The following is a 20,437-nucleotide window of genomic DNA, read 5'->3' as shown; positions in this document are numbered from 1 at the left end:
CGGCCGGCCCGTCAGCCGATGACGCGGGTCGCGCCGTCCAGCCGCCCGGGGCGGGTACGGCGCAGGTCACGGACGAGGTTCACGCGCTTGAGCCAGCGGTCGCCGCCGTCGAAGCCGGCCCGGAAGCGGCGCCGGCCGTGCACGACGTTGCGGTTGTCGACGAAGCAGACCGCGCCGGTGGGAACCACCACGTCGGTCAGGTTGGCGTCGAGGTGGGCGGTGATCCACGCCAGCGCCCAGGCGGCCTCCGCGTCACCTTCCCGGGCGCGGAAGAAGTCCCGGTCGATGCGCAGCACCGGCAGGTCCGGGTGGCCCTCCAGGATCGGCACCAGATCACCGGCCGGCCCGTCGGCGAACTCGTGCGCCGCGTCCGGCAGCGCCACGAACCGCGGCTCGCTCAGCACCGCGCGGACGCGCTCGGGAACCCGGCGGGCGTCGACGTGCGCGACGGTGGTGGGCACCTCGGCTGTGTTGCGCAGCGCGAACAGGCCCACCCAGTCGGCCCGGTACGGGGAGAACGCGTCCTCGGTGTGCCAGGCCAGCTCCAGCTCGCTGGAGGCGGAGATCAGGCTGGTCTCGAACCCCTTGCTGGGCAGGATGTCGGTGACCAGGCGGCCCGCCTGCTGCGTGGCCCAGCCGGTCACGTCCCCGAGGAGCGCCGCGTACAGCACCAGCAGACACCCGTACACCTGGCTCGCCTCGGTGTCCGCCTCGCTCCAGTGGGCGGGGGTCGGCCCGAGCGCCGCCTGGTCGACGACGTTGCCGCGGATCACCGTCACATGCGTGGCCTCGTCGCGGCGCGCGGAGTTCAGATGCCGGCGCACCGGCAGCGGCAGCTCGTGGGCGAGGACCGGCGCCTCGTCGAGGAACCTGCGGTCGTCGGCCGCCTTGTACGTCTCCAGGCAGGACGCGGCCAGCGCGTGGGCCGCGCGGGCGTCGCGCAGGGTCAGGTCGAGGACGTGGTGGCGGGAGTCGGCCAGGTGGTCCGGCAGCGTGGGGGTAGCGGTGGCGACGGCGGTCATGGCATTCCTTCGCATCGGGCGGGCGGATGGTCCCTTCGGCGCGTCACAGACGCTCGTTCAGGTGGTCCAGGCACAGCTCGTACAGGTCCTCCGGGTGGGTCTCGCGCCAGCCGTCCGGCACGGCCGCCGACGCCGGCCACAGGGCACGGTGGCCGGCGTCGTCGGCGACGACGACGAACGTGGCGAACTCGTCGGCGAAGGGGTCGTCGCCCGACGGCCCGTCGAGCACCTCCAGACCCCCCTCGGCGTCCACGCACGCGGCACGGCCGGTCCGCCACATGCGGGCGGTGGCGCCGTCCGGGCCGGCGAACGGGTCGGGCAGGAAACGCTCCCCCGTCGCGCCCGGCGCGTCGGCGTACCCCCGCGCCACCCCGGCGCCGGCGATGTACAGCGCGCCGACGGCTCCCGCGGCCACCGGCCGCAGCTCCCCGTCGAGCACATAGGCGCGGTGGCCGGGGGCGGGCCGGGCCGGGCGGCCCGGGGCGTGCTCGACGACGAGCCGCCCCTCGGCCCAGCCGCCGCTCACCGTCAGCGCGGTGCCCTCCGCGCGGGCGAGGGCGACCAGCGCGCCGAGCGCCTCGTCCGCCCCGCCCAGCACCGACCGGGCGCCGCGCTCGCCGAGCCACCGCAGGATCTCGTGCGGCACGGCGTTCGCCACGGAGGCGTCCGGCACGTGCACGCAGCCGCCCGAGGCGAGCGTGCCCAGCAGGCCCAGCGCGGCGTCCGCGTCGGGGTAGCCGGGCACCAGCCACGCGGCGTCCGCCGGCCCGGCGACGGCCGCCGCCACGACCGGCTCGGCGCCGATGACGACCGTGCCGTCCGCGCCGGCCGCGAGCATCACCGGGTCAGCGGCGTCCTGCGGCCGGGCCCGGTCGGCGTCCGACACCGGCCACCTGCCGTCGGCCGGCAGCAGCCCGGAGGAGGAGTCCCGCACCAGGCGCGCCGCCCCCGGCACGGCCGGCAGCAGCCAGTCGGCGGTCTCGTCGAGCAGCATCGCCACCGGCCGCAGCGCCTCCGGCAGCTCCTGCGCCGGGTCCGCCGGCAGGCAGGCGGCCCCCGTCTTGGCGACGGCCAGCGCGGCCACCGCGAACTCCGCGGGCGAGGACAGCGCGGTGAGCACCGAGGTGCCCGGGCCCGCCCGGTGTGCGATCAGGGCGTGCGCCAGCAGGTCGGAGCGGGCGTCGAGTTCGGCGTAGTCCATGCCGGTCAGGGCCGGCGCGTGCGGGGCGCGGGCCACCTGCTCCGCGAACAGTGACGCCACGGTCCGCTCCGGCAGCGGGGCGGTGGCACCCGCCCACACCCCGTCGCCGGCGCCGCCGCCGCTGTGCAGCCGCAGCCGGCTCAGCGGGGTCGCCGCACCGTCGAGGACCGCTTCCAGTACGGCGGTCAGGTGACCGGTCAGCGAGGCGGCGGCCGTCTCCTCGACGGTCTCCCGGCGGAACGCGGTCGTCAGGGTGATGCCGCAGGGGGCACCCGCCGGGCTCTGCCGCTCGGTCAGCGTCAGTGCGACGTCCACCGCGGGCGGCGGCAGCCGGCCCGGCTGCGGCAGCACCGTGAGACCGGCCGCCTCGAACTCGCCGACGGGCTCCTGCAGCACCGTCAGGGCGACACCGCCGGGCCCGGCCAGCGCCGCGCCGGGGCTGCGGTAGGCGGCGAGATCCACCTCGCGCACCCGGCGCAGCAGCTCCCCGAAGGCAGGGTCCCCGGAAGTGTCCACGGACAGCGCCAGAATCCGGCCGTACGGGCCCACCGCGCCGCGCAGCGCCGCACTGTCCCGGGCCGGCACCGGCGCGGCCACGGTGATCTCCTCACCGGCGCCCAGCCGGGCGAGCACGGCGGCCAGCGCGGCGTGCACCACCATGAACAACGTCACCCCGTGCTCGGCCGCGAACCGTGCGAGCCGCTCGTGCAGCTCCCCGCCCAGGCCGAGTTCGAGCGTGCCCGAGGACCCTTCGCCGCCTCCCGGGACGCTGCCCGGCAGCAAGGTGGGCGGCACGTCACCGGACGCCGCGCGCGGCGCGGCCTCCACCGCGGCCCGGTCACGGCGCGGAGTGTCACCGGTGGCGCGAGCCCCGTAGGCGCGGGCCAGGTCCGCGGCCAGCGGAAGATGCGACCACAGGTCGACGTCCGTAGCCGGCAGGGACAGCTCCAGCAGATGGTCGTCGGCGGCCAGCGCCCGCAGCCGCGTGCCGGCCGAGCCCAGCCGCGAGTTGCGCAGCACCTCGTGCCGCTGCCCCAGGTCCTTCAGCGCCTCCTCCAGCGCCCGTACGTCCAGCGCGCCGCGCAGCCGCAGCGGCAGCAGGGCGGTGTCCGTGCCCGCCCCGCCCGGCCCGGTCGCGGCGACGGGACCGTCCCCGACGAGCGCGGCGAACTCGGCCGGCGTCGGCGCCTGGTACAGGGCGCGGCTGCCCGGGTCCGCGCCCAGCGTCTCCCGGGCCCGCGACAGCAGCCGGGCCGCGGCCAGCGAGTGGCCGCCGACGACGAAGAAGTCGGAGTCCGCGTGGACCGTGCGCCGCGGCACGCCCACCACCTCGGCGAACAGGTCGCGGACGATCTCCTGCAACGGAGTGCCGGGCAGGCTGCCGGGCCGGTCCGCGGTGAACTTCGGCGCGGGCAGGGCCTTGCGGTCCACCTTGCCGTTGGAGTTCAGCGGCAGCGCGTCCAGTGTCATCAGCGCCGACGGGATCATGTAGTCGGGCAGCTGCTCCCGCAGATGACCGCGCAGCACGACCTCCAGATCGACCGTGTGGTCGAAGGCGGTCGGCACGTTCGCGCACCCCTCCACGTCGGCGACGGGGGCCGCGTACACGCCCGACAGCGGGCCCTCGCCGACGCGACCGGGGTCGACGAAGACGATGTCCACAGCGTGCGGGTCCACCGCCGACCAGGTCGGCAGGGCCCGGTAGCCCAGGCGCTCACCGGCCGCGCACAGCACCTCCGGGTCGGGCCCCGCCGGGCCGGGCGCGGGGACGTCGGCGCGGTCGAGGTCCAGCATCGCGGCGTACTCGTCGTGCACCCGCAGGTTGGGCACCGCGGCCAGCCGCAGCACCGCCGGACGCCGCTCGCCCAGATACCGCTCGGCCTCCTCCGCACCGGCGATCCCCTCGCCCCAGGTCACCACGGGCGCGTCGGTGAGATCGGCGACGGGCGCCGCGGTGGACAGGACGGCCTCGTACCGGAAACGGGTCAGCTCGTTGTGGTGGACGCCCCGCTTGACCCGTACATCGACCGTACGCACCCCGGGCAGCTCCCGGGCAAGAGCGGCGAACAGCGCGGGCGACAGCAGCAGTTCGGTCTCGCCCGCCACCCGCCGGTCGACGCCGCGGCGCACCGCCTCGCGATCCTTGGTGTCAGCGCCCGGCTGGGCCAGCTCCACACCGGTCTGGAAGCAGCGCGCCAGGTCGAGGTTGCGCAGGTCGCCCAGGAGCAGCGAGCCCCCCGGCGCCAGCAGCGGCAGCGCCCGCTCGATCACGGTCCGCAGATAGGACAGGCCCGGGAAGTACTGGACGACCGAGTTGACGACGATCGTGTCGAAGTACCCGGCGGGCAGCCCGCCGGTGTCGTCCGCGCCCTGGCAGCTCAGCCGCACCTTCTCCCGCAGCACCGCGTCGCCCTGCGTCTGGGCGCGCAGCGCCGCGACGACGGACGGCGAGAAATCGGTGGCCCAGTACTCCTCGCACTCCTCGGCCCGGGCCAGGTGCGCCATCAGCAGCCCGGTGCCCACCCCGATCTCCAGGACACGCCGCTGCCCCAGCTCACGGATGCGCTCCAGCGTCGCCGCCTGCCACTCCCGCATCTGCTCCAGCGGGATCGGCTGCGCGTCGTAACTGCTGTTCCAGCCCGCGAAGTTGGCGCCGAACTCGGCGGCCTCGGCGTCGTCGTAGAGCGCCTCGTAGATCTCCTTCCACTCGGTGATCTGCTCACCCTCCGCCGCCGCCGCGGGCTGCGCGGCCGGTACGACATGGGCGACCAGGCGGCGGTCGCCGTCCTCGGCCGTGTGCACGGACACCGTGGCCGCGGACACGGCGGGATGGGCGGTCAGCACCGACTCGATCTCGCCGAGCTCGATGCGGAAACCGCGCAGCTTGACCTGGTTGTCGACCCGCCCCACGAACTCGATCGCGCCGTCCTCGCGCAGCATCACCAGATCACCGGTCCGGTACAGCCGGCCCTCGCCGCCGGTGAACTCGTCCCGCACGAACCGCTGCGCGGTCAGCTCCGGCCGGTCCAGGTACCCGGTGGCCAGCCCCGGCCCGCCGAGCAGCAGCTCACCGGTGCCGCCGGGAGCGACCGGGACACCGTCCTCGCCGACCACGACGGCTACGGTCGCGCCGATGGGACGGCCGATGGGGATCGTACGGTCGCCCTCGGCCGGTTCCGCGACCTCGTGCCAGGTCGCGAACGTCGTCGTCTCGGTCGGCCCGTACACATGCAGCAGCCGCTCGGGCGGACCCGCCCGGAACACCTCCCGCACCCGCCGCGGATCACACGCCTCGCCGCCGAAGAGCACCGTGCGCAGCGGGGCGAACGCGGCCGGGCGCTCACGGGCGATCAGGTTGAACAGCGCGGTCGTCAGGAAGATCACCGAAAGGCCGTGCTCGGCGACCGCGCCCTCGAAGCGGGCCGCATCGACCACCGTGTCCTTCGACAGCCCGACCAGCCGGGCACCGGCGGCCAGCGTCGACCAGATCTCGAAAGTGACCGCGTCGAAGGCGGGATTGGCGGCCTGCGCCACCACGTCGTCCGGCGTCAGCCGCACGTAGTCGGTCGACCGCACGAGGTCCAGCACCGCGCTGTGCGGCACCACGACACCCTTGGGGGTGCCCGTGGTGCCGGAGGTGTAGCAGACGTACGCGGCGTCGGACGGCGCGGCGTCCTCGGCGGGCAGGGCACCCGGGCGCCCGGCGATCTCCGCCGCCTCGCCGTCCACGGAGACGACCACCGCGCCGAGATCCTCGTACCCGCCCGCACCGGCAACGTCGGTGACCACGGCACGGGCCGCGCTGTCCCGCACGAGCAGCCGGCGACGCTCCACGGGATGGGCGGGATCGACGGGCACGTACGCCGCACCCGCCCGCACGACGGCGAGGAACGCGGTCACCATGTCCGTCCCCGGCCGCAACGACGTCACCACACGGTCGCCGCGCCGCACACCGCGGGCCCGCAGATGCTCCGCGAGACGGTTCGCCGCCAGGCTCAGCTCCCGGTAGGTGAGCGAGACGTCGCCACCCGCGGGGGAGGGGTAGGTGACGGCGATCGCGTCGGGGCGGGTGTGCACGTGCTGCTCGATGAGGCCGGAGATGGACATCAGGGCTGGCTCCTTCGACAACGGCCTTCCGGCGCGCGAAACCTTTCCGGGAGCCTGACAACCCCGTCATGAGGCGCCGTCTCGGAACGCTGGAGCCTCACTCGAACCGCAGGCGGGAGCAGCCGCCCCCCTCCGCCCCGTACGATCGCGCTCTCACCGTCGCCACCAGCGGAAGACGGTGCGCGCCGCCCCCGCCCGCCGCCCCGCCGCCCGGGCCGCCGTCCAGCCGGGCCACAGTGCCGGTCGAACTCCCCTGGAGAGGCGTGGCCGAGGCGGGGGCGACCCGATTCACTGAAGGGATGGACCGTCACACGCGCACCCCGCCGCGGCCGGTCGCGTTCGCGCCCGGACTGCGGGACGCCCACGCACTCCTCCTGGCCGGCGACCCGCGCGGGGCGGCCGACCGCTGCGCACGGTCACGGACCCGCGCCGCCCGCGCCGGAGCCCGCGGCAGACAGGCCGCGTTCGGCGCACTGCGCGCGGAGGCCCTGCTCTGCCTGGGCGAACTCGCCGAGGCGGAACAGGAGGCCGAGGCCGCCGTACGCGCCGCCGCCCCCGGCACCTTCCCGGGCCGCTGGCCCACGGCGGTCCTCGCGGAAGTCCTCACCGAGATGGGCCGCCACGACGAGGCCGAGCGGCACCTGCACCGGGCCGCCCCGAAACCCTCCACCCGCAGCGCCGACCTCCCCCGCTACCTCAGGGCCCGCGGCCGCCACCACCTCGCCGTCCACCGCCCCCGAGCCGCGCTCGGCGACTTCCTGCTCGCGGGCGAACTGGCCACCACCGGCCTCTTCGCCCGGCTGCCCTGGCGCATCGACGCCGCCGAGGCCCTGCTGCACCTCGGGCGCCCGGACGACGCCGCCTGTCTGCTCACCGAACAGCTCACCGCCCCCACCGGCCTGAGCCCCCGCCACCGCGGCACCGCACTGCGCCTGCGCGCTGCCACCGAGGACCCCGCTCGCCGCCCCGCCACCCTGGCCCGCGCGGCCAACGAACTGCGCGCCGCCGGCGACCGCCCCGAACTGGCCCGCGCCCTGGCCGACCTCGGCAACACCCTGCACACCCTCGGCGACACCTCGGCGGCCCAGGCACTCCTCCGCCGCACCCACCACCTGGCCACCACCTGCGGCGCCACCCCACCACCCGCCCGCCCCCTTTGGTGACCCACCACCCGACCCGATGACCGCGGCAGCGCCCCGGAATCGATCCGAACGCCCGGGTCAGATGCGCCAGGAACGGAAGCCGGTCGGCTGCGACGTAACGGGCGACCTGCGGTCCGCCCTCACACGCTGATCGCGAGTGCCGGCAGCATGGCCGGCTGGATGATGCCGTGACAGGTGCGGCGATCGCCGGGCGACCACACCCGCATGACGGCGGGTTCGAGGGCCTCGGGGCCGCTGTGGGCGAGTGCGTAGACGCCCTTTCCTTTGGTGCTGATGGTGCCCGCCGGGCGGCGGGGCTGGTATCGCAGGGCGCCGGCCGCGATCACGTGGGGCACAAGCAGCGGCTGATGGCCGCACTCCGCGCTTGGGTGCGGCCCTCGGTGTGTGTGGTCACGAGGTCCAGCCGCCGTAGGGCACGGTGATGAGTAGCGGTGCCCTGGTCAGGGGTGATGACGCAGTAAGAGTCGCAGCTGTTACGGATGCTCTGCGCATCGGGCTCCTCAAAGCCGCACTGGAACTCGAGCGCAAAGCCCTCCCCGCCTTCTGACTCGGCAACCCCGGCCGTCAGGGCATAAACGTCAGGTCCCGGCTCGTGCCACCCGTATGCGATCTTCGCAGTGAATCTGTAGGTCACACGCGTGTTCTACCAGGGCCTACGACGGTCGGTTGAGACGGACGCCGCCACCGCTCAACTGTGGCTGTCGAGCCAGCAGCATGCCGCCGTGCTCAGTGGAGGCTCCTCGTCCGGCTCGGCTGGGACCGGGTGTAGGTGGTCGTGACGTTGGTGGGGGTGTCTCGCAGCAGCGCGAAACTCACCGGCCTCCGCGCGGCCAGGCGGGCCTGCGGGCATCAGGTGGCAGTGGGCCAGGTCCGCAAAAGAGCGGCGATCTTCCCTGCGGTGCAGGCGGGGTCGAGGAGCAGGTCTTTGAGGGCGATGGCATCCTCACGGCCGGGCTTGACGGAGATGCCGGCGGCTTCGAGGTACATGACGCCCGAAGCCGCGGCGACGGCCATGTTGGAGCGCTCCAGCCAGCGGCACCGGCCCAGCGTGTGGACCAGGGCGGCGGCTTTGGCATAGGGGCCGTCGTAGACGGGGTGCTCGAACAGCTCGGCCCGGTGGCGGGCGACCGCCGAGACCGGCACACCGTAGTCATCGGGGGCCGGATCGTCCGCTCCGGCGGCCTCGGTGACCTGCAGGATCCAGGGAACGTCGATGTGCAGGTCCATCAGGCCGCGTGCGCTCCCCGGGGTGCCTGCTGGGCCTGTTCGGCCTCATCGAAGACCGCTTGGTGGTCGGCCAGGAAGCGGGCGGCCGCCCCCACCGCTCGGGCACGCAGTCCGCTGGTGTCGTCCTGCACCAGCCGCGCGAGGTAGTCGCCGACGCTAAGTCCCAGGTCAGCGGCGCGCCTCTTTGCGAGTTCTGCAACGTCTTCGTCCACGCGTGCGCCCAATTGCGTCTTCGCCATACCGGCATGGTAACAGCTGTTATCGCGCTCTCGTGGAGAACTTCAGCAGCCGCTTCTACGCCTGCATTCCTTGATCGCTGAACTTGGTGACCGTGGTGGGCCCGACCACGATGTTCTTGCCGGAGTCTCCAGGGCCTCGGTCAACCTGTGGCACGGCGCCGATTACGACAGCGCTGACGGGGCCATGTCCTACGACGTCCCCAAGCGCACCACCAGTGGCACAACGGCCACCTGCACCATGGACTTCCAGGTCGAGGCCGACACTCGCGACATGATCAACGTGGTCTCCAACGCCCACGCCGGCACCTGGCACATCGCCACCTTCGCAACCGGCAAGGACCGCTCACCGTGAACGCCTCCCCGAGCCCGTCAAGAAGGGCAAGAAGACCACCGTCACCGGCGCGCTCACCCGCGCGAACTGGAACACCCACGCCTGGGCCGGCTACAGCGGCCAGAGCATCAAACTGCAGTACCGGCCCAAGAACTCAAGCACCTACACCACGCTCAAGACCCTCACCACCAGCAGCACCGGCAAGCTGAGCACCACCGTCACGGCCACCGCCGCCGGTGACTACATCGACGTCACCTGACCACCCCGCCAGCGGCTCACCACGCGGCTGCCCCCTTAGGGGGTTGGCCGGTGTGCCGGTAGCGTCCGTTTCATGATCGCCATCGACGTGCTTGTTCGACTCTGTCCACCGCCCGCTGAGTCACCACCTCCGGTGGATTGGGCGCAAGCCGAAAGCGACCTCGGTACGGCTCTGCCCGCCGACTACAAGCAGCTCGTCGAGACCTACGGCGACGGCATCTTCGACGAGACGATCTGGCTGCTCGCCCCCGACTCCGCCTACGGCGACTGCGACTTGCACGCACAGACGACGGAGAGGGAGGAGATCCTGGCCGACCTGTGGGAGTTCGAGGACAAGCCGGCCGGCCTGCAGGAGGCAGGGGCGAGGGTCCTGCCGTGGGCATTCGAGGAGGGCACGGGAGCGTTCCTGTACTGGCTGGCGCGGCCCGGGCAGTCCCCCGACGACTGGACTGTGCTGTACAACGAGGGGCGCGGCCCCATGTGGGAGCACCACGACATGGGGTGCCTCGCGTTTCTCCTGGCGGTGCTCACCGGAACCGCGGAGACGGAGTACTTCAGCAACCTCTACGAAGTGCTGAAGCCGACGGAACACCGCTTCGCGACGGCCGACCAGGCCCTTGGAGCGACCCAGCAGTGATGCCGTCGGCGGCTCTCGACGGCCTGGCTCGCCGCTGGCACACCGAACTTGGCCCATCCTCGGTTCCACCTGCACTGCACGCCCACCAGCGCGTCCTGGCTGAACCTGGTCGAGCGATGGTTCGGCGAACTGACCCAGAAGAAGCTCAAGCGCGGGGTCCACCGCTCCGTCCAGGCCCTCGAACGCGACATCCGCGGGTTGGCTCGCGGACTGGAACGACCCTCCACGACCGTTCGTCTGGACGAAGACCGCCGACGAGATCCTCGACAAAGTCGCCGCCTACTGCCGGCGAATCTCTGACTCAGATTGGGCGGCGGCGGCCGGGGCCGGCGGGGCGGGGGCTTCCTCGGGCTGCGCGCTCATCGGCACCTCCTGGCGGGCCGTATCGCCACCGTACGCGCGGTGCGGGGCGGTGGGGACCGACATGCGGTAATGCCCTCCCACGCTGGCGGGTCAGTCGACGCCGCAGTCGAAGACGTCGTTCGTGTAGTCGTCGAGGACTTCACGCAACCGCTGGACGTGTGCGGGTTCCCGCTGGTGCCCTGGTGCAGTGGACGGCGAGCGTAGCTGGGTGGCCGCGCGGGGCGGGGGCGTGGGGCTCTTCAGTCGGCGGCCACACCGGGTATGTGCTTCGCGACCTGGTTGATTGGTCCGATGAGAAGCCAGAGCGCGGCCACACCGGCGAGTGCACCTGTCCAGGGGGCGTGCCGACCGGACAGCCACGGTACGGCAAGCAGGAAGGGCACTGCGTACACCAGCAACCGCCGCACGGCACCGCGCGGCGTCCAGCACCCCTCGCTGGAGGACACCAGACCGAAGGCCAAACCACCGATAATCCCGCCCATGAGCCCGGTCATCAGCAGGCTGAACCCGGAAATCCCCCACCGTACCCAGCCGGACCACGCTCCCGCCTCCTCGGGCATCACCGCGCTCACCAGCGCAAGCACCAGCCCGGCCAGCGGGACACACAGCAGCACCAGGTGCGCCAGCCGCAGTATGTCCCACAGCCAGTCGGGCTCCCCCTGGTTGTCAGGCTCCAGCCCGGCCACAACCTGCGGCTTGCTCCCCCTGTCGGCGATCATGCCGCGCCTCAGCCAGCAGGCCGCGCGCCATACCACCATCACCCACAGCACCCCGCAGCCCAGCGCCGCACCGCCGGTGGCCAACGCCTGCTCCTGCCCGCTCTGGTCTGGCCGCCACCACAACAACGCCCCGGCCAGTAGCCCCAGCAGCACCGCGGCGGCTGCAACGAGCCGGGCGGCCGCGATGAAGCACACCCCGGTCCGCCGCGCACGACCCCTGTCCCCGTGCAGCCGGTCCACCCGGTAGAGGCTGACCACTTCGCCTCGCTCCCGCTGGCGCCGCCCCCGCAGTCGCACTTCCACCATGATCCCGCCCCCTCCACGCAGTGACTCCGACCTACGCAAGATCGGATGCAGAGTACGGCTGCAACCTGCCAATCCGTCAGTACAGAGCATGAACCTCCGTACGCCGATGTCGCCGGGAAGAGCAAAAGCAACCCAAGGGCGGCCCGGTCAACGTGATCGGCGAGGTGTCGGCCTGCGTGAGCAGGACAACGCTGGACAACTGACGGCCATCAAACAGGGCAGTGCGGCCTCTCCGCGGTCGAGACGCTGCAAAAGGCGCAGGTAGCGGTTGCCTTCGGGGACGACCGAGGCGTGGCGGTCTGGACGGGCCTGCTGCAGCTCCCTGGCCTAAGCGTCAGGCCGTCCGCGTGGCCAGGCTCCTGAGCTCCTCAATCAGAAGTCGAGATCGAGGTACTCGATGTCGCCAATGGCTACGTCCGACAGCTCCATTGCGCGGGCGCCGCCATCCTGGAAATACACGCCGAGCAGTTCAGCGGCGGCGCGGGTGCCCTTGAGCTGCTTGACCAGGTAACGCATCTGCGCCCCGGCCGACTTGGGGATAGGGCGGGTGAACGCTTCCTGATCCGCGCGCTCGAGACCGTCTCCGATGATGCCCATCGCGAGGGCTCTCCGCTCATGATCGGCTGCGTGGGCCGCCGTGGGGCGATCACGGCCGGGCTGGGGGAGGTTCCGGCGACGGTCTGATCGCGCCGCACAGTGGCGTCCAGGGCGGTTAGAGGGCCGGTTCTTCCGCGCCGGACATGTCGCGCAGGCGGCTGCAGTGGAATTGGTGGGCCACGGTCACGGTCGTCGTGGGGCCGTTGCGGTGCTTGGCCACGGGCGGGCCGACGCGCGCCGGCCTTCCTATGCCTTCCGAATTCACAGATCAATGCTGCTGCTGGAAGTGAACGAAGCCACTCCGGCCACGAGGACCCACACGGCGCGGGATCAAGACTGAACCTAACGGAGCCCCACTGGCCTCGTGGCGCCTGCGCCAGCCGGCTTGTGACGGGCATGGGTGCTGGTTGCGTCGATCGCCGCTTTCACCGCCCGTTCGATCAGCGAGATGCCGCCTTGTTTCGACGTGTTGCCGCTGCTGAGAACCGAGACCAGGTACCGATGCCCCGGCAGCCTGACCTGTCCGATGCTGTTGATGACCCACAGCCCGGTTGCAGTGCGCTGCAGCCAGCCGTTCTTGAGTGACCAGCGGGAGGATGCGGCCGACACTCCCCAGTCCTGACCTTCCACGATGTCACCCATCAACTCCCGGATGTAAGCCTTCGATTCCGGGTTCAGCCCGTCGCGCGTGCGGGCGGAGCCCGCCAGCCCATGGGGGAAAACCGACTGCAACAACCGGATCTGGTCCTTAGCCGTCGTCTGGGTAAGGCCCCAGTGGACGCCGGGGCCGCCATGTGTCGAGGAAAGCCCCAGCCGTTCGTTCGCCGCGTCGAGGCCCTCTCCCTTGCCGATCGCCCGCCACAGGAGGTCCGCCGCGTCGTTGTCGCTCGTCGTGATCATTGCCTCGGCGGCCCGGCGCTCCTCGGTCGTCAGTTCGCGGCCCTCATCCTGCGCTTGGAGCAGCAACGCCGCGAGAGTGTCCACCTTGCTGATGCTCGCCGTGGTGAACAACGCGTCGCCCTGGTAAGAGGCGATCTCCCGGTTAACGCTGTTCAGGTCGAACACGGCCACCGCCAACCGGGTGTCACCGTCCATCAGTACCGGCTCGAGCGACCGCGCAAGAGCCGCGTTAAGGCTGGCTGACGGTGGCCCCGCCACTGCGGCGGCCGGCGCGCTACTGCGCGTGAGGGACGTCTGCACCTCGTCGAGCGTGCCGGTAGAAGAACATGCGGTGAGCGACGCCATGACCGAGGCGGTGGCGCAGGCCGCGACGGCGTGCGGGCGGAGGGCGGCGCGACGGGGTCTTCTGGGCTCCTCATACGCCCTGTTGAGCTCTCCATCGGGCATAGCGGCCAGACCTCGATATTCCTGTGAAGGGAGGGGAGGATTCGTCAGACAATATGACATATCAGCCGGAGTGCGGTGATCAACAGCACCGCAGGCGTGTCCTTACGTGCAAGCAGCCCGCATCGTCATCGAAAACGCCAGCAGCCGACCTCGGCCCGGTCGCCGCCAGTGTCGTGGTCGTCCCGGCCGGAAGCGGAGGCGACGGATTGGCTCCGGCCTTCCGGGTCCTGTCGGGTGTTGAATCCGTTCCTACCAGTCAGCGCGGGCGCTGTGGCAGGTGGCGGGATCACCGGCAGGTGATCGACGGGATTCTGCACCGAGTGCGGACCGGCGTTCAGTGGCGTGACCTCCGACGAGGTCGCGGCTCCGGCTGTCCCTGCGGAGCCGGAACGGACGAACGTGACCTTGCTGACCGAACGGCGGCTGGCCCAGCTGCCGTCCGACGCCCGGCCGCTGCCCTCGGTCGCGGCCTACGACCAGCTGCTGCGAGTCCGGAAGCCGGCCGACCGCCCCGCCCTCCAGAAAGAGATGCCGTGACACTCAAACGACACCGCGGGCTGACCGAACAGGCGGCCACCGCCGCCGTCGACCAGGCATGCCGCATGCTCCGGCTGCCGACCATCCGGGCCCAGTTCCCCGAACTGGCCGAAGCCGCCGCCCGCGACCAGATGTCCTATCGCGGCTTCCTCGCCGAACTGCTGATGGCCGAGTGCGACGACCGGGCCCGCCGCCGCTCCGAACGGCGCATCAAGGCGGCGCAGTTCCCGCGGGAGAAGTCGCTGCGGGCCTTCGACTTCGAGGCCAACGGGAACGTCGACGCAGCCGTCATTCACACCCTGGCGACCTGCGAGTGGGCCAAGAAGGGCTTGCCGCTCTGCTTGATCGGCGACTCCGGCACTGGCAAGTCCCACCTGTTGATCGCGCTCGGCACCGAAGCCGCCATGGCCGGCTTCCGGGTCCGCTACACACTCGCCACCAAGCTGGTCAACGAGCTGGTCGAGGCGGCGGACGAGAAGGTCCTGACCAAGACCATCGCCCGCTACGGACGCGTCGATCTCCTCTGCATAGACGAACTTGGCTACATGGAGCTGGACCGTCGCGGCGCTGAGCTGCTGTTCCAGGTGCTGACGGAGCGTGAGGAGAAGAACAGCGTCGCCATCGCCTCCAACGAGTCGTTTGGAGGGTGGACAAAAACATTCACCGATCCACGGCTTTGCGCGGCCCTCGTCGACCGCCTCACCTTCGGCGGGAACATCATCGAAACCGGCACTGACTCCTACCGGCTCGCCAGCGCCAGGGCCGCCCGGGCGCAGCCTCAGGCTGACCCGTCCGAGCCTCAAAAACCGGCCAGAGACTGCGTTCACCGCTATCCGTGCCACGACCGAGTGCGCGTGCGCTGAACACGCTAAGCCGGGCGGGGGAGCGAGTCGAGGCCGTCGATCGCGATGTCGGTGGCCCTTTGAACGGCTTTGTAGGTCTGCTCCGGCCGGTCTCCCCGCTTTTGGCATGCGGCGACGACGACCTTGATCGCCCCGACCAGCGAGCCCACCGCCGCGGCGGCCTCGACGAGGTCCAGCTCGGGGCAAGCGAGGTGGAGCGCTTCGGTCAGCTGTAGCTGGATGTCGAACAGCAGGTGCAGTTCGCGCGCCTGAAGTGCCGGGACCGACGCGATCAGCCGGGTCCGAGCCGGGCCGACCTTCCGCGCCAGCTCCGAGTCCGTGTCCGCGAAAACACTCTGGTCGATGACGCGCCGCAGCAGGTCGGCCACCGGTTCGCCGGGCTGCCGTTCTCCGATGATCTCGACCGCGCGCTCCAGCCGCGACCTGTCGTCGAAGAAGACGATGTCGTCCTTGCTGTCGAAGTAGCTGAAGAAGGTCCGTGTCGCGATGTCTGCGGTGGCCGCGATCTCCGCCACGGTTGTCTGGTCGTAACCCTTCTCGGCGAACAATCGCAGGGCGCCTTCGATGAGCGCTTGCCTCGTGCGCATCTTCTTCCGCTGGCGCAGCCCTGGTTCGCTGGTCACGACAGCACCTTACCGCTTACCGCATGCGATGTAATTTTGCATTCATTGACGTTTTGCATTGAGTGCTGTTTTATCGGGAGGTCCGTACCGACCGAGGAGCGGCCGATGGAGAGCACGTCCCCGGCAGTAGTCATGCCCACGGCCCGCCAGAACCCGTTCGACCCGCCCGAGGAACTGCGCCGCCGGCAGGGGCTCGGCCCGATCCATCGGATGACCTACGCCGACGGTGGTCAGGGGTGGTTGGTGACCGGCTTGGCCGCGGCGCGGGCGATCCTGGCGGATCCTCGATTCAGCGTCCGCCCGGACCGCATGCGCTCACCGATTGCCCAGCCGGCAACGGCGCCCGTGCCGCCGGGATTCTTCCTCCGCATGGACCCGCCCGAGCACGACCACTATCGGCGGTTACTCACCGGTGACTTCACGGTGCGCCGGATAAAGCTCCTCGAACCGGAGATCGAAGCGATCGTCAATGACCAGTTGAACGCGATGGAGCTCGCCGGGGGCCCGGCCGACTTGTTCAAGGCATTCGCGCTGCCGATCCCGTCACAAGTGATCGGCGAACTGCTCGGGGTGCCCTACTCCGACAGGCAGGGGTTCCAGCGGAACGCCGCCACGCTCTTGAACGTCGACCTCACACCGGAGCGCCGGCAAGAGGCGGCCAGGGAGCTCATGGCATATCTACGGGACCTGCTGCGCCACAAGCGTTCCTGGCCAGAGGAAGATGTGCTCAGCGGGCTCGCTGCGCACGAGGGACTTGCTGCGGACGAGAGGGCCGGACTGGCGCTCCTGCTCCTGATCGCCGGGCATGAGACGACGACGAACATGCTTGCGCTGGGCACTTTCGCTCTGCTGGCCAACCCCGCACAGTTGGCTGAGGTCCGCGGCAAGGAGGAAGACGCCCCTGCAGTGGTCGAGGAGCTGCTGCGTTACCTCACGATCATCCCTCACGTGGTCCGCGTCGCGCTCGAGGACAGCGAGCTCCACGGCTGCCTGATCAAGGCCGGCGAGTCCGTCACTGTCGCACTTTCCGCGGCGAACCGGGATGCTGACCATTTCGCCGACCCGGACGCGCTTGACCTCACCCGCTCCACGGCCGGACACCTCGCGTTCGGTCACGGCCTCCACCGGTGCCTCGGGCAGCGACTGGCCCGCGCCGAAATGCGCATCGCCCTCCCCGCACTGCTTCGCCGCTTCCCGGCACTACGTCTCACTGTCGCGCCCGAGGAAGTGCCACTGCGGTCGGCCATGACGGTCTACGGCGTGCGTGAACTTCCGGTCACCTGGTAGGCAGATCAAGGTCGAGAAGAACGACGTGTGCTCGGCGACTTGCAGCGCGACGTCTGCGAGTTTGGGTTCTGGCTCAAGTTCCGTGACCTGCGCACGCTGAGTCACGGTTCGTGGTCGTGTTGGGCTCCTGAAAGTCGCCCGAAAATGATCAGTGGTGACCTCGGGTACCTGACAGTTCGGGACCGTGGAAGAAGTGGTTCTCCGGCTGGAGGAGTTGCTGTTCCCGACGATCGCGGACGTGTCGGTGGTGTCGGTAGACGTGAACAGCGAGACGATACGAGTCGAGGCCCGCAGCGCAACGGCCGGTTCGGCGTGTTCGGGCTGCGGGAACTGGTCGATCCAGGTTCATAGCTCCTACCTGCGGTTTCCTGCGAATGTTCCCAGCGCGGGGCGCCGGGTGGTGCTCTGTCTGCGGGTCCGTCGCTTCGTCTGCCCGGTCGCTTCGTGCGGGCGACGGACGTTCGTTGAGCAGGTGCCGGGATTGACCCGGAGGTACGGCCGGTGGACCGAGCGTCTACGTTCGACGCTCGCGGCGGTCGGCCTGGCCCTGGCTGGCCGGGCGGGAGCTCGGATGGCTGGCGTCTTCGGGGTGTCCGTCAGCCGCAGCACGATGCTGCGGCTCGTCGAGGCGCTGCCCGAACCGGATCTGCCAGCCCCGAGAGTGGTCGGCGTCGATGAGTACGCCACGCGCAAAGGCCGGCACTACGGCACGGTGCTGGTCGACGTCGAAACGCGACGGCCGGTGGACCTGCTGCCAGACCGGGAGGCATCCAGCCTGGCCGCCTGGCTGGCCAAAAGGCCAGGTATCGAGGTCGTCTGCCGGGACCGGGCTCCGTTCTTCGCCGAAGGCGCCACCGTCGGGGCACCGCAGGCAGTGCAGGTCGCGGACCGCTGGCACCTGTGGCACAACCTCAGCGAAGCCGCCGAACGGTGCGTCGCCGACCATCGGGGCTGCCTGCGAGGCACCGCACTTGAGCCATCCCAACAGGTCAAGGAACCAGAAGAACCAGCTGGCCCCACTGGCTCGCCGTGGCCCACCGGCCACCGGTTCGCCGACAGAACCCGGGCCAACCATGCCGCCGTACACGCCCTGCTGGCTGCCGGCCACAGCCGCCGCGCGATTCAACGCCAGCTCGGGATGACCTACCGCACGGTCAAGCTCCTCGCCGACGCCACAAGCCCTACCTGGACGACCGCTGGAACCAGGGCTGCACCAACGCATGGAAGGCATGGGAGGAGATCGTGCCACTCGGCTACAGAGGCAGCTACCAAACCGGATCGGCCGAAAGGCGTTTGGTGCGGAAGTAGGCGCGAACTCGCTGCCAGGACCGCCGACATCGACTTCGTGCTCGCACGTGCCGTCACCGTAGACGCCGTGGTGCGAGCTCTGGCCGGTACGGGGTGGTCGCTGCAGGAACCGCCAGGACGACCTGCCTGGTCTCCATACCCTCGCCGTCGGCATCGATCGCGACCGGGCCGCGGTCATCGCCGGGCTCACGCTGCCCTGGATCGACCGGCGAAGGCTCTCCGGAGCACCAGCCCTGACTGACATGGCGTGGTATCTGAACGCACTGGTACCGCTTACCACGGCCAGGACCTCAGCTGCCTGGTAGCACTGCTAGCCCCGCAGGCCGTCTTCACCCGAGACGGTCAGACACGCACCCACTCGAGGCCCGCACAGTCGTCCTGCAGCAGCGCACACGTCACTCCCATGGAGCCGTATAAATCCAGAGTCTATCGCATCTCGAAAATGAAGCACTCACTCTGAGCGAATCAATCTCGAAGCCACGGGTACTCCGCACTTCAAAGCCAACACGTCCATTTCGTTCCCGGGAGAGTCATGACGCAGGAGACTGAAAGCGAGAAGGGCAACCGGTTCTGCAAGGCATGTGGCACGCCGGCTGAAGACGGGAAGCTGTGCAGTCACTGCGGCACGGTTCTGGACTTCCCTGATGAGGGTGGGCTGATCGAAGACCAAGGTGCAGCGGTACGACGAGACTTCGAAGGACGCACCGAGGACACCGGGCAGGGGAGCGCAGAGGGCCCGCCTGGGCCTTGAGCGCAGCGGAAGACCCCCACCGTGGCAAGATGTCGGTATGACGATCGCTGCCCGAAAGGGTCATGCCGCGTAGGCGGCCGGGCGCCTTGCGTGCCCCTCACCCCAAGCTCTACGCATTGCACCAGCCGTACCGGATCGACCGGTTGTCGCCGCGGACTTCCGCTGCTGTGCACCGGGCTGAGCGGGAGACAGACGCTGAAGAAGTGTGGCCCGGTGCTACTGAGACGGCCCTGTACTGGTGCCGGCGGTTCCTCGCCCGGCCAGGCCGGTATCTCGAGATCTCGTACGCCGTGTGCCCGTGCCCTTCGGACAGCCTGGAAGACGTGACCGAGGCCAGGGAATTGCTGGAGCGGGTGGTGGTATTACTGCCCGTCCCGGCGCGCCGGGAACTCGAGGCACTTCTTACTGTGCTTGACGCGGAGCTGTGGCGCCGTACCCTCCCAGATCCGTTCGCGTTGGGTGATCCCCGACGCAGAGGTGGCAGCTGGTGGCATCACAGGCTTCGAGGAGAGCCGTTCGGATGAGGCACTGGAAAGCAGAGACGGCCTCACCCTGCCGCACAGGACGGAACCCCTGACACGCAGCCAGCTTGGCCCGCGCCAGCGGGCCCCAACGGTTCTGAAGCGCAGCGGAAGAACCCCACGGGGGCGGAGCCCCGTGGGCTCCGGGAGCGTAGCGGACGGAGCGTCATCCCGGTTGCGCAGCAACCGGGATGAGCGGGACGCGCAGCGTCCCGCAAGCGCTCCCGCTCCGCGGGAGCGCAACACCCGCGCGCAGCGCGGGTGTTCGCTTGCACATCGCGCAGCGATGTGGTACCCGCTCCGAGCAGGTTCAGCCATTGGAACAGCAGGAATAGCGGAATGAGGAAGGAGAGGCCGGGCGTCATACGGGCGATCATTATGACGACAGCCGACTTTTCCGCCTTCAGCCGGGCGATGCCGTAACCGGCAGGCACGCCGATCACCAGCGCCAGAATGGTGGCCGCACCGGTGACGAGCACCGAATTCCAGAAATAGAGGAAGAAATTATTCTCCTCGAACACCTTCACATAGTTCGACCATGCGAAGCGTTCGGGGATGAGGATCGGCGGATAGGCGCCGTTGTCGATTTCATATTTCAGCGATAGCGAAATCATCCAGATGAAGAACAGGATGACAGGCGAAATCATCACCAGCGCCACGAAAAACAGGCCGATGCGGTCGAGGTTTTTACGTTTGAGCAATTGGCGAGCCATCAGCGATCCTCCATCTCGTTCCATTGCGCACGCTGGCGCACCATCAAAAGCACAAAGGACAGCGCTACGATGATGATGAAGAAGACGACGGCCATGGCCGAGCCGTAACCGATGTCGTAGTAGGAAAACGCCGTGTTGTAGAGGTAGATGTTGATGGTTTCCGAGGCCGTGCCAGGGCCGCCCTGCGTCATCGCGTAGATGATGTCGAAGCTTTTGACGGCATCGATGGAGCGGATGATGACGGCGCCCGCGGTGACCGCGAGGAACCAGACGCCCATCATCTGCGAGGCGTACTTCGCCGGCGCCATCTTCGTGGT

The 20,437-nt window shown here is 70.2% G+C and carries 16 protein-coding genes and 3 pseudogenes; 8 read left to right on the top strand and 11 right to left on the bottom strand.

Features of this window, described 5'->3' with window-relative positions:
• Window positions 1–11: 11 nt before the first annotated feature.
• Together AB0G20_RS39550 and AB0G20_RS39545 are read right to left on the bottom strand one after the other, a co-directional pair.
• On the bottom strand, window positions 12–1,022 hold the full coding sequence (locus AB0G20_RS39550) for a hypothetical protein (RefSeq protein WP_361311761.1): 1,011 nt from the start codon (window positions 1,020–1,022) through the stop codon (window positions 12–14).
• Window positions 1,023–1,065: 43 nt separating this feature from the next.
• A complete protein-coding gene (locus tag AB0G20_RS39545; protein ID WP_361311759.1) occupies window positions 1,066–6,330 on the bottom strand; it encodes an amino acid adenylation domain-containing protein in 5,265 nt (1,754 codons plus the stop codon).
• 299 nt (window positions 6,331–6,629) lie between these two features.
• Between AB0G20_RS39545 and AB0G20_RS39540 the strand changes: the two genes are divergently transcribed.
• A complete protein-coding gene (locus AB0G20_RS39540; RefSeq protein ID WP_361311756.1) occupies window positions 6,630–7,493 on the top strand; it encodes a hypothetical protein in 864 nt (287 codons plus the stop codon).
• Window positions 7,494–7,612: 119 nt separating this feature from the next.
• Here the strand turns inward: AB0G20_RS39540 and AB0G20_RS39535 are convergent, their stop codons facing one another.
• The 3 genes from AB0G20_RS39535 to AB0G20_RS39525 form a co-directional block, all read right to left on the bottom strand.
• Window positions 7,613–7,828 (bottom strand): hypothetical protein, encoded by a 216-nt coding sequence (locus AB0G20_RS39535; RefSeq protein ID WP_361311753.1) that lies wholly within the window; start codon window positions 7,826–7,828, stop codon window positions 7,613–7,615.
• 514 nt (window positions 7,829–8,342) lie between these two features.
• Window positions 8,343–8,720 carry a fic family toxin-antitoxin system, toxin component gene (locus tag AB0G20_RS39530; RefSeq protein ID WP_358524296.1) on the bottom strand — a complete coding sequence of 126 codons (378 nt, stop codon included), beginning with the start codon at window positions 8,718–8,720 and terminating at the stop codon, window positions 8,343–8,345.
• Entirely contained in the window at window positions 8,720–8,959 is a 240-nt protein-coding gene (locus AB0G20_RS39525; protein WP_361311750.1) for a hypothetical protein, read from the bottom strand. Before AB0G20_RS39525 ends, AB0G20_RS39530 begins: the two co-directional genes overlap by 1 nt.
• Before the next feature lie 184 nt (window positions 8,960–9,143).
• On the opposite strand from AB0G20_RS39525, the gene AB0G20_RS39520 reads away from it, so the two are divergent.
• From AB0G20_RS39520 to AB0G20_RS39510, 3 genes and pseudogenes are all read left to right on the top strand, one after another.
• Window positions 9,144–9,311, top strand: a complete 168-nt coding sequence (locus AB0G20_RS39520) for a hypothetical protein (RefSeq protein ID WP_361311748.1) — start codon at window positions 9,144–9,146, stop codon at window positions 9,309–9,311.
• Between the two features lie 370 nt (window positions 9,312–9,681).
• Window positions 9,682–10,185, top strand: coding sequence for an SMI1/KNR4 family protein (locus tag AB0G20_RS39515; protein WP_361311745.1), 504 nt, complete (start codon window positions 9,682–9,684; stop codon window positions 10,183–10,185).
• 54 nt (window positions 10,186–10,239) lie between these two features.
• Window positions 10,240–10,462: pseudogene (locus tag AB0G20_RS39510) on the top strand (IS630 family transposase); the annotation flags it as partial.
• 325 nt (window positions 10,463–10,787) lie between these two features.
• Here the strand turns inward: AB0G20_RS39510 and AB0G20_RS39505 are convergent.
• The 3 genes and pseudogenes from AB0G20_RS39505 to AB0G20_RS39495 form a co-directional block, all read right to left on the bottom strand.
• A complete protein-coding gene (locus AB0G20_RS39505; RefSeq protein ID WP_361311742.1) occupies window positions 10,788–11,573 on the bottom strand; it encodes a hypothetical protein in 786 nt (261 codons plus the stop codon).
• 456 nt (window positions 11,574–12,029) lie between these two features.
• Window positions 12,030–12,170 (bottom strand): annotated as a pseudogene (locus AB0G20_RS39500) (XRE family transcriptional regulator); the annotation flags it as partial.
• A gap of 342 nt (window positions 12,171–12,512) precedes the next feature.
• Window positions 12,513–13,415, bottom strand: a complete 903-nt coding sequence (locus AB0G20_RS39495; RefSeq protein ID WP_361311739.1) for a serine hydrolase — start codon at window positions 13,413–13,415, stop codon at window positions 12,513–12,515.
• A gap of 501 nt (window positions 13,416–13,916) precedes the next feature.
• Here AB0G20_RS39495 and AB0G20_RS39490 point away from each other — a divergent pair.
• Complete coding sequence (locus tag AB0G20_RS39490; protein WP_361311736.1) at window positions 13,917–14,054, top strand: hypothetical protein; 138 nt, start codon at window positions 13,917–13,919, stop codon at window positions 14,052–14,054.
• Complete coding sequence (gene istB / locus AB0G20_RS39485) at window positions 14,051–14,917, top strand: IS21-like element helper ATPase IstB (protein ID WP_361311733.1); 867 nt, start codon at window positions 14,051–14,053, stop codon at window positions 14,915–14,917. The genes AB0G20_RS39490 and istB overlap by 4 nt, the downstream gene beginning before the upstream one ends.
• A gap of 5 nt (window positions 14,918–14,922) precedes the next feature.
• On the opposite strand, the gene AB0G20_RS39480 is transcribed toward istB, so the two are convergent.
• Window positions 14,923–15,540, bottom strand: coding sequence for a helix-turn-helix domain-containing protein (locus AB0G20_RS39480; protein WP_361311731.1), 618 nt, complete (start codon window positions 15,538–15,540; stop codon window positions 14,923–14,925).
• A gap of 105 nt (window positions 15,541–15,645) precedes the next feature.
• On the opposite strand from AB0G20_RS39480, the gene AB0G20_RS39475 reads away from it, so the two are divergent.
• Together AB0G20_RS39475 and AB0G20_RS39470 are read left to right on the top strand one after the other, a co-directional pair.
• The gene (locus tag AB0G20_RS39475) at window positions 15,646–16,827 is read left to right on the top strand and encodes a cytochrome P450 (protein ID WP_361311728.1); all 1,182 of its coding nucleotides are present in this window, start codon (window positions 15,646–15,648) and stop codon (window positions 16,825–16,827) included.
• A 184-nt stretch (window positions 16,828–17,011) separates the two neighbouring features.
• The gene (locus AB0G20_RS39470) at window positions 17,012–18,376 is read left to right on the top strand and encodes an ISL3 family transposase (RefSeq protein ID WP_361311725.1); all 1,365 of its coding nucleotides are present in this window, start codon (window positions 17,012–17,014) and stop codon (window positions 18,374–18,376) included.
• Window positions 18,377–19,433: 1,057 nt separating this feature from the next.
• On the opposite strand, the gene AB0G20_RS39465 is transcribed toward AB0G20_RS39470, so the two are convergent.
• Window positions 19,434–20,120, bottom strand: coding sequence for a hypothetical protein (locus tag AB0G20_RS39465; RefSeq protein ID WP_361311723.1), 687 nt, complete (start codon window positions 20,118–20,120; stop codon window positions 19,434–19,436).
• Window positions 20,120–20,437: pseudogene (locus AB0G20_RS39460) on the bottom strand (hypothetical protein); the annotation flags it as partial. The pseudogene AB0G20_RS39460 and the gene AB0G20_RS39465, both read right to left, overlap by 1 nt.

Source organism: Streptomyces sp. NPDC024017, from assembly GCF_040638895.1.
Taxonomy (GTDB): domain Bacteria; phylum Actinomycetota; class Actinomycetes; order Streptomycetales; family Streptomycetaceae; genus Streptomyces.
Note: the sequence above shows the minus strand (reverse complement) of the source record. Positions and strands in the feature narration are given on the sequence as shown.

What these genes read in the sequence shown, in the direction of transcription:
- AB0G20_RS39525 (WP_361311750.1), bottom strand. Translation starts at nt 8,959, where the DNA reads ATGGCGAAGACGCAATTGGGCGCACGCGTGGACGAAGACGTTGCAGAA.
- AB0G20_RS39540 (WP_361311756.1), top strand. Translation starts at nt 6,630, where the DNA reads ATGGACCGTCACACGCGCACCCCGCCGCGGCCGGTCGCGTTCGCGCCC.
- AB0G20_RS39530 (WP_358524296.1), bottom strand. Translation starts at nt 8,720, where the DNA reads ATGGACCTGCACATCGACGTTCCCTGGATCCTGCAGGTCACCGAGGCC.
- AB0G20_RS39465 (WP_361311723.1), bottom strand. Translation starts at nt 20,120, where the DNA reads ATGGCTCGCCAATTGCTCAAACGTAAAAACCTCGACCGCATCGGCCTG.
- AB0G20_RS39505 (WP_361311742.1), bottom strand. Translation starts at nt 11,573, where the DNA reads ATGGTGGAAGTGCGACTGCGGGGGCGGCGCCAGCGGGAGCGAGGCGAA.
- AB0G20_RS39550 (WP_361311761.1), bottom strand. Translation starts at nt 1,022, where the DNA reads ATGACCGCCGTCGCCACCGCTACCCCCACGCTGCCGGACCACCTGGCC.
- AB0G20_RS39520 (WP_361311748.1), top strand. Translation starts at nt 9,144, where the DNA reads ATGTCCTACGACGTCCCCAAGCGCACCACCAGTGGCACAACGGCCACC.
- AB0G20_RS39495 (WP_361311739.1), bottom strand. Translation starts at nt 13,415, where the DNA reads ATGGCGTCGCTCACCGCATGTTCTTCTACCGGCACGCTCGACGAGGTG.
- AB0G20_RS39545 (WP_361311759.1), bottom strand. Translation starts at nt 6,330, where the DNA reads ATGTCCATCTCCGGCCTCATCGAGCAGCACGTGCACACCCGCCCCGAC.
- AB0G20_RS39475 (WP_361311728.1), top strand. Translation starts at nt 15,646, where the DNA reads ATGGAGAGCACGTCCCCGGCAGTAGTCATGCCCACGGCCCGCCAGAAC.